Origin of the sequence: Streptomyces sp. NPDC002838, assembly GCF_040295365.1 — a bacterium.
In the GTDB taxonomy this organism is placed as follows: domain Bacteria; phylum Actinomycetota; class Actinomycetes; order Streptomycetales; family Streptomycetaceae; genus Streptomyces.
The window spans coordinates 90524-105102 of record NZ_JBEOVF010000038.1 but is presented as its reverse complement, the minus strand read 5'-3'; the positions used below and the strand labels follow the sequence as shown (position 1 = coordinate 105102).

Here is a 14579-nt window from a genome sequence, read left to right as displayed (position 1 = left end):
CCCCTGCGGGGGGTCCTGCCGTGGGGGGGGCTCCCGCCGCCCCCCTTCACGCCCCCCTTTTTAACTTCGGGGGTGGGCGGGCCCCCCCCCCCCCCCCCACACCCCTTCTTTCCCATGACGCCATGACGTTCTCCTCCGATCAGGGAGTTGTCCGATGCTCTTCCGTGGCCGCTCACTGAGCAGCCGCATGCCCAGACAGACGGTCGTCGCGACGGTGATCGGGCTTTCGCTCGCACTGTCGGCGTCGTCGGTCCAGGCAGTGGTGCTCGACGACGGCGACCGGGGCCGCACCAGCCGCCCCGGCGTCCAGGACGACGGCGATCCCGCCAAGGGATCCGCCGCGAAAGCCAAGTCCCGCCCCTCCGACCCGGCGCGCAAGGCCGCGGTCAAGGGGCTCGACAAGGCGGTGTGGCCCGAGCAGGGCGGCGCCGAGGTGAAGCTGGGGGCCACCGCGGAAGCGGGCGGCCTGCCGGTCAAGGTCGGCAAGGCCAAGGCCAAGGTCAAGGCCGCGCAGACCGCCGACAAGGTCCGCGTCGACGTCCTCGACCCGAAGCGAGCCGCGCAGCTCGGCGCCGGCGTCCTCCTCGGCGTCGAGCGCGCGGACGGCTCCGAGCGGGCCGCGAAGGTCCGGCTGACCGTCGACTACTCGGAATTCGCCGAGGGCTTCGGCGGCTCCTACGCCTCCCGCCTGCAGCTGGTGCAGCTCCCCGCGTGCGCCACCGTCGCGGTGCCGGGCAGCAAGGAGTGTCCCGAGCAGCCCAAGGTGCTGCCCACGGTCAACGACAGGAAGACGGGCACCGTCTCCGCCGACGTGACCGCCGCCCCGGCTCCGGCCGAGGGTGTCTCCACCATGGCGGCGGAGGCGACCTCGCTGGTCGCCGTCGCGGCCGGCCCGTCCAGCGCCCAGGGCACCTACAAGGCGACGGCCCTGGCCCCCTCGTCCAGCTGGAGCGTCGCCACCTCCTCCGGCGCGTTCAACTGGAACTATCCCTTCCGGTCCGTTCCGACCCCGGGCGGCCTGACGCCGACCGTCGGTCTCGGCTACTCCTCCCAGTCGGCGGACGGCCGCACCTCCGCCACCAACAACCAGGGCTCCTGGATCGGTGAGGGCTTCTCCTACGACGCCGGTTACATCGAGCGCCGCTACAAGCCCTGCTCCGAGGACGGCCACGACAACTCCGGCGAGCAGTGCTGGGCGTTCGAGAACGCCACGGTCATGCTCAACGGCTCGGCCGGTGAGCTGGTCAAGGACGACACCACCGGCAAGTGGCACATGTCGTCCGACGACGGCAGCAAGGTCGAGCGGCTGACCGGCGCCACCAACGGCGACAACGGCGGCGCCGACGACAAGGGCGAGCACTGGCGGATCACCACCTCGGACGGCACGGAGTACTACTTCGGCCTGAACCGCCTGCCGGGCTGGGCCACGGGCAACGAGGAGACCAACTCCGTCTGGACGGCCCCCGTCTTCGGTGACGACTCCGGCGAGCCCTGCTACAACGCCACCTTCACCAGCGCGCACTGCCAGCAGGCCTGGCGCTGGAGCCTGGACTACGTCAAGGACACGCACGGCAACGTGATGTCCTACTTCTACGAGCGCGAGACCAACTACTACGCGCTGAACGGGAAGACGGACGTCAACGGCACCGCGTACCACCGCGGCGGCTGGCTGAAGCGCATCGACTACGGCCAGCAGGACACCAAGGTCTACGCGGCCAAGGCCCCGGCCCGGATCGTCTTCAACACCGCCGAGCGCTGCCTGCCCACCGCCGACTTCGACTGCGCGGAGAGCAAGCGCACCAAGGCCAACGCCGCCCACTGGCCGGACGTCCCGGTCGACCAGGAGTGCAAGTCGGGCACCAAGTGCACCTCGCCCGTCCAGACGTTCTTCACCACCAAGCGGCTGACGTCGGTCGTCACCCAGATGCGCAAGGACGCCACCAACTACCAGGACGTGGACGCCTGGAGGCTGACGCACCTGTTCACGGACAACGGCGACGACTCCAAGACCCTGTGGCTGTCGAAGATCGAGCACGAGGGCCGCGCCGGCACCGCCGTGAAGCTGCCCTCCGTCGACCTGTTCGGCGAGACGCTCGCCAACCGCGTCGACGCGATCGGCGACAACATCGCGCCCTTCCACCGCTTCCGTCTGTCGATGGTCCTCAGCGAGACCGGCGCCCAGCTCGACGTCAACTACGCCCCCACCGACTGCACCAAGGCGACCCTCCCCAAGCCGGGCGAGTCGACCAAGCGCTGCTACCCGGTCAAGTGGGCCCCGCCGGGCTACCTGGAGCCGATCACCGACTGGTTCCACAAGTACGTCGTGTCGGCGGTCATCGAGACCGACCGCACCGGCGGCAACGACGGCATGGTCACCCGCTACGACTACCAGGGCGACGCGGCCTGGCGTAAGGCGAAGCCGGACGGCATCACCGACGCCAAGTACCTCACCTGGGGCGGCTGGCAGGGCTACGGCAAGGTCAAGGTCACCAGCGGCACGGCTGACGTCCAGAAGACCCGCGTCGACTACACGTTCATGCAGGGCATGGACGGGGACAAGGACCCGGCGGGCAACGCGCGCTCGGTGACGGTCAAGGACTCCACCGGGGCGTCGTACACGGACTCGGAGGAGTTCACGGGACACCAGCTGGAGGTCGCCACGTACGACGGCGCCAAGCTGGTCTCCAAGTCCGTCCAGACCCCGTGGAAGCACTACACGGCCACCCAGACCCGGACCTGGGGCACCACCCACGCTGTGATCGTGCGCTCCCAGACCGGCCGCGGCTTCAACCTGCAGTCCGACGGGACCTGGCTGGAGACGAAGTCCACCACCACGTACGACACGTCGAACGGCACCGGCCGCGTGCTGACGGTCGACGACCAGGGTGACGTCTCCACCACCAAGGACGACACCTGCACCCGCACCACGTACGCGGACAACACGGCGAAGAACCTCCTGGCGCTGCCCGCGCGCAGTGAGTCCGTGTCCGTGAAGTGCGCGACCACACCCGACCGCAGGACCCAGGTCCTCGCGGACGAGCGCGTCTCCTACGACGGCGGCGCATTTGGAGCGGCCCCGACCAAGGGTGACTCCACGAAGACCGAGCGCATGACGTCGCACAACGGCACCACGGCGACGTACCAGGTCACCGGTACCACGACCTACGACGCCTTCGGCCGTCCGCTGTCCCAGAAGGACGCCAAGCAGCAGGGCACGACGCAGGAGACGAAGACCGCCTACACCGAGACCAACGGCCTGTTGACGAAGGCCACCGTCACCAACGCCGCCGGTCACGTCACCACCACGGACTACGAGCCCGCCTGGGGCATGTCCAAGGGCCAGACCGACCCCAACGGCAAGCGGACGGACCTCGCGTACGACGCGCTCGGCCGTCTGACCTCGGTGTGGCTGGCGGACCGGACCTCGACCCAGACGCCGAGCATCAAGTACTCGTACAACGTCCGCAAGGACAAGGTCACCTCGATCAAGACCGAGAAGATCGAGAACGACGGCTCCTACGGCGCCGAGTACCAGCTCTACGACTCCCTGCTCAGGCCGCGCCAGATCCAGACCGAGGGTGCGGACGGCACCCGTATGGTCGCCGACACCTGGTACGACGGCACGGGCAACATCAGGAAGACCAACGCGACCTACAACGCCTCCGGAACCGCATCGGACGAGCTGCTGCTCGTGAGCAACGGCCAGGTCGGCCAGCAGAGCCTGTTCCAGTACGACGGCCTGGGCCGCACCACCGCCCAGATCCTCGCGGTCGGCGGCGCGGAGCAATGGCGGAGCACGACGACCTACGACGGCGAGCTGACCCACGTCGACCCGCCGACCGGCGGCGTGCCCACCACGACCATCACCGATGGCCAGGGCAACGTCTCCGAGATCCGCCACTACCGTGGCGCCTCGCCCGCCGCGGGTGTGCCGTACGACTCGACGAAGTACACGTACACCACGGCCGGCCTGCTCGAGACGGTCACCGACGCCAAGAACAACGTCTGGCGGTACGAGTACGACCGGCTGGGCCGCAAGACCAAGGCGGTGGACCCCGACTCGGGAACCTCGCGCACGGAGTACGACGAGCTTGACCGGCCGGTCGTGACGTACGACGGGCGGAACAAGAAGACCACCATGGTCTACGACAAGCTCGGCCGCGTCCTCACCACCTGGCAAGGCGACGCCGACACCGGCACCAAGCTGAGCGAGATCAAGTACGACAAGGCGGGCTGGCTGGGCCAGGCGTACGGCCACCTCAGCTACGTCTCCGCGACGGAGTACTTCGCCACGGCCGTCCAATCGATGGACGAGTTCTACCGTCCCCTGAAGACCGCCTACCAGGTTCCTGCCTCGCAGGGCTCCTTGGCCGGCACGTACGTCTTCAGCTCCTCCTACAACCGGGACGGCACGGTCCAGAGCACCGGTCTGCCCGCCATCGGCGACCTGCCGGCGGAGGTCCTGACCTTCACGTACGACAATCTGCAGCGTCCGATGACGATGACGGGCACCACCTCGTACGTCACCAACACCGTCTACTCCGGCAAGAGCCTCGTGCAGCAGCTGGAGCTGTCCACGGGCAGCGGCAAGAAGGTCTGGCAGACCTACAACTACGAGAAGGGCACCGACCGCCTGACCCGCTCGGTGGTCGACGTCTACGGCGCGACCGCCCCGGCCAAGGACTCCCGGTACTCCTACGACCAGGCCGGGAACGTCCTGTCCATCGCGGACACCGCGAACTCCGCCTCACCGGACGTCCAGTGCTTCGCCTACGACAGCCGCCAGCGGCTGAAGGACGCCTGGACCCCGGCGGCCACCGCGACGACCGCGGCCGGCACCGGCACCCGTGGCTCCACCACCCCGGTGGACGGCACCGGACCGGCTGCCTGTGACTCCGCGGCCGGTTCGAGCGCCCTGGACGGCCCGGCCCCGTACTGGAAGTCGTACGAGACCGACGCCATCGGCAACCGTGTCACGGAGACCGTTCACGACACCGGCCTCGACGCTGCGAAGAACATCACCCGTACCTACGAGTACGGCGCCGCGGGCGCCCTCGGTGACGGGCCGCACCAGGTCACCAAGATCGTTGAGAAGACCCCGACCGGTGACCGGCAGTCGACGTACGAGTACGACGACGCGGGCAACACCACCAAGCGGACCATCGGCGGCAACGCCCAGTCCCTGCTCTGGAACGACGGGGGGAAGGTCAGCGAGGTCACCGAGGCGAACGGCTCGAAGACCAGCTACGTGTACGACGCCTCCGGCAACCGCCTGGTGCGCAAGGACACGTCGGGCACGACCGTGTACCTGCCCGGCACCGAGCTGAAGCTGTCGGCCGACGGCACGAAGAAGGAGGCCACCCGCTACTACGAGTACGCCGGACAGACTGTCGCGGTCCGTACCGCGAGTAAGGTGTCCTTCATCGCGTCCGACCACCACGGCACGGGCGAGGTGGCGATCGACGCCGCGACCGGCGCGATCAGCCAGCGCCGCTTCGACCCCTTCGGTGTCGAGCGAGGTGCGAAGACCGGCACCTGGCCGGGTGAGAAGGGCTACGTCGGCGGCACCATCGACGCCTCGACCGGCCTGACCCACCTGGGGGCGCGCGAGTACGACGCGGTGATCGGCAAGTTCATCTCGGTCGATCCGGTCATCGACCCGACCCAGCCGCAGCAGATCAACGGCTACACCTACGCGAACAACTCACCCGTCACGCACGCCGACCCCAGCGGCATGATCATCCCGGAGTGCCGGGAGGGTCTGATCGAGTGTCGCGGAGGCCAGCCCTACTTCCCGAAGACGGACGTAGAGAAGGCGGAGTCCGAAAAGGACCAGGCGTCCTGGAACGTCACGCAGGCCCAAGGACAGCAGTCCGCGGCCAAGCAGCGCATCAAGTCCGCGGGCAAGGCCCTCGTCAAGATCGTCCGGGACATCCTGGGCGTGGACGCGGCCCTGGACTGCATCTCCACTGGTGACGTCGGTGCCTGCGGTGAGACCTTGCTCAACGTCGCCGGCAGCTTCGCGGGCGGCCTGGCGGGCAAGATCCTCGCCAAGTACGGCGCCCCGTGGAACTGGTCCAAGGGCCTGAAACTCGCCAAGCGGGTCACCGGCCTGGTCGGGGACCTGATCGGCGGGGCCAAGGACCTGTGGAAGGCCAACAAGGCGGTGGGCAAGGCGAGAGCCGGGCTCGCCAAGGCCTCCAACAAGTTGAAGGACGCCAAGAAGAAGGCGGCCGAGACCCTCAAGAAACGGAAGAAGAACGAGGAGGGCGGCTCCTGCCCCGTCAAGGGGAAGCACAGCTTCCTGCCGGGCACGAAGGTGCTGCTCGCCAACGGCAAGACCAAGCCGATCGAGCAGGTGAAGCTCGGCGACAGCATCACCGTCACCGACCCGGTGACGGGGAAGACGACGGTTCGTGAGGTCGTCGGCACGATCGTCACCGAGGACGACAAGCACTTCGTCGACCTGACGATCAAGGGCAGGTCCGGCCAGACCGAGTCCCTGGTCTCCACCACGACCCACCCCTTCTGGTCGGACTCCGAGCAGGCGTGGATCGAGGCCGGTTACCTCAAGCCGGGCATGCGCCTGCACACCGCCGACGGCGACTCGGTCGAACTCACGGCCGTCCGCGCCTTCGACAAGCGCCAGCGCACGCACGACCTGACGGTCGAGGACGTCCACACGTACTATGTGTCGGCCGGTACGACGCCTCTGCTCGTGCACAACTGCGGCAACGAGGAGACCCACGACGTCGACAACGTCGTCGAGAACCTCGATGACGACGTGTACTTCCACTACACGAGCGAGGAGGGCCACGCCGGAATCATGGCCGAGGACGGCAGCCTCAAGATCGGTGCCAACTCCGCGGGCAAGGTCCACGTGACGCAGGAGATCGGCGGTCCGGCGCAGATCGAACAGAACATCTTCATCGGCAACCCGATGTATCGCGGAAAGGCCGACTTCGTGTTCGCCTTCCGGATGCCACAGGGGGTCGAGCTTCGTCCGGGGTCGCAACCGAACGAGTTGATCACCAGAGGATCACTGAAGATTCCGGCTGCGAACGTCCTCTTCCACGGAAGGAATCCGTTCTGATGTCCGCACGCGTCGAGTTCGACAGCCTTGCCGAGGTGGAAGCTTTGCTCCGCGCCGGCATCGAGCTGAAGTTCGAGCTCGCCGACGACTCGGCGCTGCTCAATGGCAGTCCGGTGTACGCGACGGCGCTCCATCACCTTCGGGACGGCCTGATCTCGGGACTGCGGGCGAGTTCGACTCCGGGGAAGGCGAACGCGCAGGCCGACTGGTATCGGCTCGCCGAGCACCCTCACCGCTGGCCCCTCGTGGCCAGGCGGGCCGCCCTGCATCCGCAGTGGCGGGACCTGTCGGAGGCGGAGCTGCGCCAGTGGGTCGAAACGCTCGCGGCGCCGCTCGTCGTGGACGACGAAACGCTCGCCGCCGTCAAGGCGGCGGGTGACGAAATCCTCGACCGCGGCTGACAGCCGGCCCTGCGTCTCCTGAGCGGCGGCCCCACCGGACACGTCTCCGGTGGGGCCGCCGTGGCGCAGAGGGCGGAGCCGGCGCTGGTCGGCGTCGCCCGCTCCGGTTTGACCCCTCAAGCCGGGCCCCGTAACCTTGACCGTCGGCGTGTCGACTGACGTGCCACATCCCCGTAAACCTCTTCCTCCCGGTACCTCGGTGGCTGGGAGAGGCCGTCCGTGTCTGTTGCCGGGCGGCTGGACTGCGGGGGTGCCGTTCCCGAGCGAGAGAGTGAGATCCGCGTGTACGCCATCGTGCGCAGCGGTGGTCGCCAGCACAAGGTTGCTGTCGGCGACATCGTTGAGGTTGACAAGATTTCCACCGCCAAGGTTGGCGACACGGTCGAGCTCTCGACCCTGCTCGTTGTCGACGGCGACGCTGTGACCAGCGACCCGTGGGTGCTGGCCGGCATCAAGGTCCAGGCCGAGGTCGTGGACCACCACAAGGGCCAGAAGATCGACATTCTGCGCTACAAGAACAAGACCGGCTACCGCCGTCGTCAGGGCCACCGCCAGCAGTACACGGCGATCAAGGTCACTGAGATCCCCGCGGCCGCGAAGTAAGGGACTGAGGAGAAATGGCACACAAGAAGGGCGCATCGTCCACCCGGAACGGTCGCGACTCCAATGCCCAGCGGCTCGGCGTGAAGCGCTTCGGCGGTCAGGTCGTCAACGCGGGTGAGATCCTGGTCCGCCAGCGCGGCACCCACTTCCACCCGGGCTCCGGCGTCGGCCGCGGCGGCGACGACACGCTGTTCGCGCTGCAGGCCGGTGCGGTGGAGTTCGGCACCAGCCGTGGCCGCAAGGTCGTGAACATCGTTCCGGTCGCCTGATCGGAAGCTTTCGCGAGGCGGACCTCACTTCCCTCACGGGAAGCGGGTCCGCCTTTCGCGTGTTGATCAGAAGACATTCCCGTACGTAACTGGAGGCACAACCCATGACCACCTTCGTGGACCGCGTCGAGCTGCACGTCGCCGCGGGTAACGGAGGTCACGGCTGTGCCTCCGTCCACCGTGAGAAGTTCAAGCCGCTGGGCGGCCCGGACGGCGGCAACGGCGGGCGCGGCGGCGATGTGATCCTCACCGTCGACCAGTCCGTGACCACGCTGCTCGACTACCACCACTCCCCGCACCGCAAGGCCACCAACGGCAAGCCCGGCGAGGGCGGCAACCGCTCCGGCAAGGACGGCCAGGACCTGGTCCTGCCGGTGCCGGACGGCACGGTCGTGCTGGACAGGGCGGGCAATGTGCTCGCCGACATGGTCGGGCACGGCACGTCGTACGTCGCCGCGCAGGGCGGCCGGGGCGGGCTCGGCAACGCGGCGCTGGCGTCCGCGCGACGCAAGGCGCCCGGGTTCGCGCTGCTCGGCGAGCCGGGGGATCTGCACGACATCGTCCTGGAGCTGAAGACCGTCGCCGACGTGGCGCTGGTCGGCTATCCGAGCGCCGGCAAGTCGTCCCTCATCTCCGTGCTGAGCGCCGCCAAGCCGAAGATCGCGGACTACCCCTTCACCACCCTCGTCCCGAACCTGGGTGTCGTGACCGCCGGGTCCACCGTCTACACCATCGCAGACGTGCCGGGACTCATCCCCGGCGCCAGCCAGGGCAAGGGCCTCGGCCTGGAGTTCCTGCGCCACGTGGAGCGGTGCAGCGTGCTCGTGCACGTCCTCGACACCGCCACCCTGGAGTCCGACCGCGACCCCGTCTCCGACCTCGACGTCATCGAGGCCGAGCTGCGCGAGTACGGCGGCCTCGACAACCGTCCCCGCATCGTCGTCCTGAACAAGATCGACGTACCGGACGGCAAGGATCTGGCGGAGATGGTCCGGCCGGATCTGGAGGCTCGCGGGTACCGGGTCTTCGAGGTGTCCGCCGTCGCGCACATCGGGCTCAAGGAGCTGTCGTTCGCGCTCGCCGACCTGGTCGCCAAGGCGCGGGCCGCGAAGCCCAAGGAAGAGGCCACGCGGATCGTCATCCGGCCCAAGGCCGTGGACGACGCGGGCTTCACCGTCTCGCGCGAGGAGGACGGGCTGTTCCGGGTGCGGGGCGAGAAGCCCGAACGCTGGGTGCGGCAGACCGACTTCAACAACGACGAGGCCGTGGGATACCTGGCCGACCGTCTCAACCGCCTCGGTGTGGAAGAGGAGTTGATGAAGGCGGGCGCCCGGTCGGGCGACGGCGTCGCCATCGGGCCCGAGGAGAACGCGGTCGTCTTCGACTGGGAGCCGTCGATGATGACCGGCGCCGAGATGCTGGGCCGCCGTGGCGAGGACCACCGCTTCGAGGCCCCGCGCCCCGCGGCCCAGCGTCGCCGGGACCGGCAGGCGGAGCGGGACGAGGCGACACAGGAGTTCGACGACTTCGAGCCGTTCTGACCGGTCCAGCGGCCCGGCCCTTCCAGCCGTTCCAACCCGTCTGGCCGTTCCGGCCGCTTTAACCGTTCTGGCCGTTCCGGGCGACCGCTTCGGCTCGCGGTTCGCCCACTGAACAGCACTCCCACCTCTGTCAACTGACACCCCGTAAGACCCGTTGCGACCAACTCGCGTTCACCGTGTGGTTCCCGTGTCGCAACGGGTCTTCTGTTGTCTCCCTATCTGTCATGCACGCGCAGGTGTGTGTTCAGCGGGCGGACCGCCCGGCGGGTGAGCTTCGCAGTGTCCAAGAGGCCAGCGAGGCAAGGGAGTTCGCCCGATGACGGGAGCAGTATCGCCCGACCGACGCCGTTTTCTGACCGCCGGAGCCGCCGTGCTCGGCGCCACGGCCTCCGCCCAGCTGTGGCTGCCGAGCACCGCCCGAGCAGCCGAACCCCCGCTGCCCGACGGCGTGTTCAAGCTCGGTGTCGCGTCCGGTGACCCGCTGCCGGACGGCATCGTGCTGTGGACGCGGCTCGCACCGGACCCGCTGAACGGCGGCGGCATGCCCGACCGCGCGGTCGCGGTGCGGTGGGAGCTCGCCGAGGACGCCAAGTTCAGAAGGGTCGTCCGCCGGGGCACCGCCCAGGCCCGGCCCGAGTACGGGCACAGCGTTCACGTGGATGTACGGGGCCTGCGCCCGGGCCGTACGTACTGGTACCGCTTCCGCGCCGGCCGCCAGCTCTCCCGGACCGGCCGCACCCGCACCGCGCCCTCCTGGTCCAGCTCCGGCGGCAACCTGAAGGTCGCACTCGCCTCCTGCCAGAACTGGCAGCACGGCTACTTCACACCGTACGCCGACATGCTGGCCCAGGATCCCGACATCGTGCTGTTCGTCGGCGACTACATCTACGAGTCGACGCCGTCGGCGACGGGCGTACGGCGGCACGAGGGCACCGGGGAGCCGTTCAGCCTGGCCCAGTACCGCAACCGGTACGCCCAGTACCGCACCGACCCCGACCTCGCCACCATGCACGCGAACGCGCCCTTCGTGGTCACCTTCGACGACCACGAGGTGGACAACGACTTCGCCGGCGAGATCCCGCAGGACCCGGACAAGCAGACGCACGCCGCGTTCGTGGCTCGGCTGACCGCGGCCTACCAGGCGTACTACGAGCACATGCCGGTGCGCGCGACGGCCGTACCGAACGGACCGCACATCCGGATGTACCGCCGCCTGGAGTTCGGCCGCCTGGCCCGGCTGAACGTGCTGGACACCCGGCAGTTCCGCAGCGACCAGGCGACCAGCCAGGCCGGCGCCCAGGACCCGAAGCTGACGATGCTCGGCGCCGACCAGAAGAAGTGGCTGCTGAACGGGCTGCGCGACTCGCCCGCCCGCTGGAATCTGATCGCCTCGCAGATCATGATGGCCGAGACCGATCTGCAGGTCGGCGAGGGCAAGCTCTGGTTCTACGACGCCTGGGACGGCTACCAGGTCGAACGCAACCAGTTCCTGAAGGAGTTCAAGCGCGTCAGCAACCCGGTCGTGCTCACCGGCGACCGGCACCTGACGATGATCAGCGACCTGAAGGAGGACTTCGCCAACCCCGACTCCGCCGTCGTCGGCGCCGAGTTCGTCGGCACCTCCATCTCCAGCAACGGCGACCAGGACCAGGCGGCCTTCCGCAAGGAGTGGGACCCGCGGATGGCGGACAACCCGCACTGGAAGCTGCTCGACGCGCACCGCGGCTACCACCTCCTCGACATCCGCCGCGACGGCATCGACGCGCGGGTGAGGGTGGTCGACACGGTCCGTCAGCCCAAGTCGACGCCGAGCACGCTGGCCAAGCTGCGGATGGACGCGGGCCGACCGGGCGTCCGGCTCGTCTGACGACAACTGCTGAGGCCTGGGACTCACCCGTGTCCCAGGCCTCTCTCAGCGCAGTCTCAGGAGGTCCTCTTACCGCCCCCTCACCATGGAGACGGACCGCAGGACACACGACCGTCCGGTGAACGGCGGGATCGCCCCGCTCCCCACCGGCACCCGACTGCCGCACATCGGCCCGCACAAGACCGGCACGACCGCGATCCAGGGCGCGCCGTTCGCGGCGAAGGACGCGATGGCCGAGCACGGCGTCGTCTTCCCGGCCGCCACCAGGCACCCGATTGAAGCCGTCCTGGCCGCCTGCGCCCGCCCCGTGCGACCGCGTGCACGCGTGGTCACCCTGCGCCCGCTGGCGAAGATCATGCCCTCGCAGTGGCAGCCTGGTGCAGCGCTGGGCCCGGGCGGTCGGCCCGGAACGGGGCACCGTCTTCGTGGTCGACGACCGCGACCGGGGCGGTCTGCTGCGCACCTTCGAGCAACTCCTCGGACTGCCGGGGAATCTCCTCCAGCCGGTCCCGGACACGGCGAATCGTTCCCCCACCCTCGCCGAGACCGAAATGCTGCGGAATCTTAATGTGGAATTCCGTGGCAATGGCCTCCCGGACGAGCTCCATTCACAACTTGTCCGATACGGCGCCGTAATGCACATGAAGAACACGTGTACCTCAGGTTCCGAAGAAGTGAAGATCGGCACGCCGTAATGGGCCGTAGAGGCCGCCGCCGAAATCGGTGCGGAGATGGCGCGGCGGATCGGGGCGACGGGCGTGCGCGTACCCGGTGATCCGGCGCTCCTGTCCGCCGTACCGAAACCGCCGAAGCGGACGGCCGGCGAGCCGCGCATCACACCCGAGGCGGCCGCTCAGGCCCTGTACGGACTGCTCGCGGCGGCCGCGGCGGCGCCGGTCGGGCACACCGCGCCGGCCAGGCGCGTACGGTTCACCAGACCACGTCGAAGGAACTGGTGAAGGTGCTCGGGCAGTGCGGTCTGAAGCGGTTGCGACGGCTGCGACAGCGCTGAGCTGTGGACTTACTCACAGCATTTTCACGGGCCGGTGACGCCGTCGACGGAACGGTTCGCCAATCACCAGCAGTCCAAGGTGAATGACAGGTTGCGCGCACATATGCGGCGACGGTCGCTCACCTTGCACTGCGGTTACCCGAAGTGGGACCATTTCCAAGTTCCCTGTCGCCCCAAGGTAGGTCACCTGTGTCACAGCACATAGCCAAGCCCCGTACCACCGCAGTGATCCTGGCCGGTGGTACCGGCCAGCGGGTGGGTCTGTCGATCCCCAAGCAGCTGCTGAAGATCGCCGGCAAGGCAGTCATCGAGCACACCCTGACCACCTTCGAGAAGGCCGACTCGATCGACGACATCATCGTGCTGATGGCGCCGGGCTACGTGCCCGACATCGAGAAGATCGTCGCCAAGGCCGGGTTCCAGAAGGTCAAGAAGATCATCGAGGGTGGCTCCACCCGGAACGAGACCACCGAGCGCGCCATCGACGCCCTGGGTGAGGGGCTGGCCGAGGGCGAGGACGTCAACGTCCTGTTCCACGACGCCGTACGCCCCCTGCTGTCGCAGCGCGTCATCGACGACTGCGTCGCCGCGCTGGAGCGCTACCAGGCCGTCGACGTCGCCATCCCGTCCGCGGACACCATCATCGTCACGCGCACGCACGGCGAGGACGGCGAGTTCATCACCGAGATCCCGGACCGCTCCCGGCTGCGCCGCGGCCAGACCCCGCAGGCCTTCAAGCTGTCCACCATCCGCCGCGCCTACGAGGTCGCCGCCGGCGACCCCAACTTCCAGGCCACGGACGACTGCACCGTCGTACTCAAGTACCTGCCGGACGTGCCGATCCACGTCGTCGCGGGCGACGAGTACAACATGAAGGTCACCCAGCCCGTCGACGTCTTCATCGCCGACAAGCTGTTCCAGCTGGCCTCGACCGCCGCGCCCGAGCAGGTCTCCGAGGAGGCCTACCGCGAGCTGCTGACCGGAAAGACGGTCGTCGTCTTCGGCGGCAGTTACGGCATCGGCAAGGACATCGCCGAACTCGCCGAGTCCTACGGCGCCAAGGTGTACGCGCTGGGCCGCTCCACCACCGGCACCCACGTCGAGAACCCGGAGGAGGTCGACGACGCGCTGTCCAAGGCGTACGCCGAGACCGGGCGCATCGACTACGTCGTCAACACCGCGGGCGTGCTGCGCATCGGCAAGCTGGCCGAGACCGACAACGCGACCATCGAGGAAGCGCTGAAGGTCAACTACCTGGCCCCGGTGCAGATCGCGCGCTCCTCCTACAAGTACCTGGCCGAGACCAAGGGGCAGTTGCTGCTGTACACCTCCAGCAGCTACACCCGCGGCCGTGCCGAGTACAGCCTCTACTCCTCGACCAAGGCCGCCATGGTGAACCTCACCCAGGCCCTGTCCGACGAGTGGGCGGGCGACGACATCCGCGTCAACTGCATCAACCCGGAGCGCACCGCCACCCCGATGCGCACCAAGGCCTTCGGCCAGGAGCCCTCGGGCAGCCTGCTCTCCTCCGAGGCCGTGGCCCGCACCTCGCTCGACGTGCTGCTGTCCGAGCTGACCGGGCACGTCATCGACGTCCGCCAGCAGGACCCGACGGCGGCCGCCGGGAAGGCCTCCGGCTTCGAGCATGCGCTGGCCTCCGTCCTGGACCGCCAGGACGGCGTGGCATAATCAACAGCAAATAGTCGTCTGCCATTCAGGCCTCTGTGGCTTCCCGTTCGGGGAGTGTTCGCAGGGGCCTGAATCCGTACTTTCCCCGGAGCCTTCACCATTCG

Annotated in this window: 9 protein-coding genes; all 9 read left to right on the top strand. The window is 68.5% G+C overall.

What is annotated here, in order from left to right:
- The first annotated feature begins 187 nt into the window (after positions 1-187).
- The 9 genes from ABT063_RS36550 to ABT063_RS36510 all read left to right on the top strand — a co-directional run bounded on the left by ABT063_RS36550 (position 188) and on the right by ABT063_RS36510 (position 14475).
- Positions 188-7093, top strand: coding sequence for a polymorphic toxin-type HINT domain-containing protein (locus ABT063_RS36550; RefSeq protein WP_351064560.1), 6906 nt, complete (start codon positions 188-190; stop codon positions 7091-7093).
- On the top strand, positions 7093-7494 hold the full coding sequence (locus tag ABT063_RS36545) for a hypothetical protein (RefSeq protein WP_351064558.1): 402 nt from the start codon (positions 7093-7095) through the stop codon (positions 7492-7494). Before ABT063_RS36550 ends, ABT063_RS36545 begins: the two co-directional genes overlap by 1 nt.
- A gap of 282 nt (positions 7495-7776) precedes the next feature.
- Positions 7777-8097, top strand: coding sequence for a 50S ribosomal protein L21 (gene rplU / locus ABT063_RS36540; protein ID WP_004931419.1), 321 nt, complete (start codon positions 7777-7779; stop codon positions 8095-8097).
- A gap of 14 nt (positions 8098-8111) precedes the next feature.
- Positions 8112-8366, top strand: a complete 255-nt coding sequence (rpmA, locus tag ABT063_RS36535; protein WP_351064556.1) for a 50S ribosomal protein L27 — start codon at positions 8112-8114, stop codon at positions 8364-8366.
- Between the two features lie 104 nt (positions 8367-8470).
- Positions 8471-9907: a GTPase ObgE gene (obgE, locus tag ABT063_RS36530; protein WP_351064555.1), complete on the top strand. Its 1437-nt coding sequence runs from the start codon at positions 8471-8473 to the stop codon at positions 9905-9907.
- Between the two features lie 316 nt (positions 9908-10223).
- Positions 10224-11774, top strand: a complete 1551-nt coding sequence (locus tag ABT063_RS36525) for an alkaline phosphatase D family protein (RefSeq protein WP_351064553.1) — start codon at positions 10224-10226, stop codon at positions 11772-11774.
- A 377-nt stretch (positions 11775-12151) separates the two neighbouring features.
- Positions 12152-12469 carry a hypothetical protein gene (locus ABT063_RS36520; RefSeq protein WP_351064552.1) on the top strand — a complete coding sequence of 106 codons (318 nt, stop codon included), beginning with the start codon at positions 12152-12154 and terminating at the stop codon, positions 12467-12469.
- A gap of 36 nt (positions 12470-12505) precedes the next feature.
- The gene (locus ABT063_RS36515) at positions 12506-12733 is read left to right on the top strand and encodes a hypothetical protein (protein WP_351064550.1); all 228 of its coding nucleotides are present in this window, start codon (positions 12506-12508) and stop codon (positions 12731-12733) included.
- 242 nt (positions 12734-12975) lie between these two features.
- Entirely contained in the window at positions 12976-14475 is a 1500-nt protein-coding gene (locus ABT063_RS36510) for a D-ribitol-5-phosphate cytidylyltransferase (protein ID WP_351064549.1), read from the top strand.
- Positions 14476-14579: the final 104 nt, after the last annotated feature.

What these genes read in the sequence shown, in the direction of transcription:
- ABT063_RS36550 (WP_351064560.1), top strand. Translation starts at nt 188, where the DNA reads ATGCCCAGACAGACGGTCGTCGCGACGGTGATCGGGCTTTCGCTCGCA.
- ABT063_RS36545 (WP_351064558.1), top strand. Translation starts at nt 7,093, where the DNA reads ATGTCCGCACGCGTCGAGTTCGACAGCCTTGCCGAGGTGGAAGCTTTG.
- rpmA (WP_351064556.1), top strand. Translation starts at nt 8,112, where the DNA reads ATGGCACACAAGAAGGGCGCATCGTCCACCCGGAACGGTCGCGACTCC.
- obgE (WP_351064555.1), top strand. Translation starts at nt 8,471, where the DNA reads ATGACCACCTTCGTGGACCGCGTCGAGCTGCACGTCGCCGCGGGTAAC.
- ABT063_RS36525 (WP_351064553.1), top strand. Translation starts at nt 10,224, where the DNA reads ATGACGGGAGCAGTATCGCCCGACCGACGCCGTTTTCTGACCGCCGGA.
- ABT063_RS36515 (WP_351064550.1), top strand. Translation starts at nt 12,506, where the DNA reads ATGGCGCGGCGGATCGGGGCGACGGGCGTGCGCGTACCCGGTGATCCG.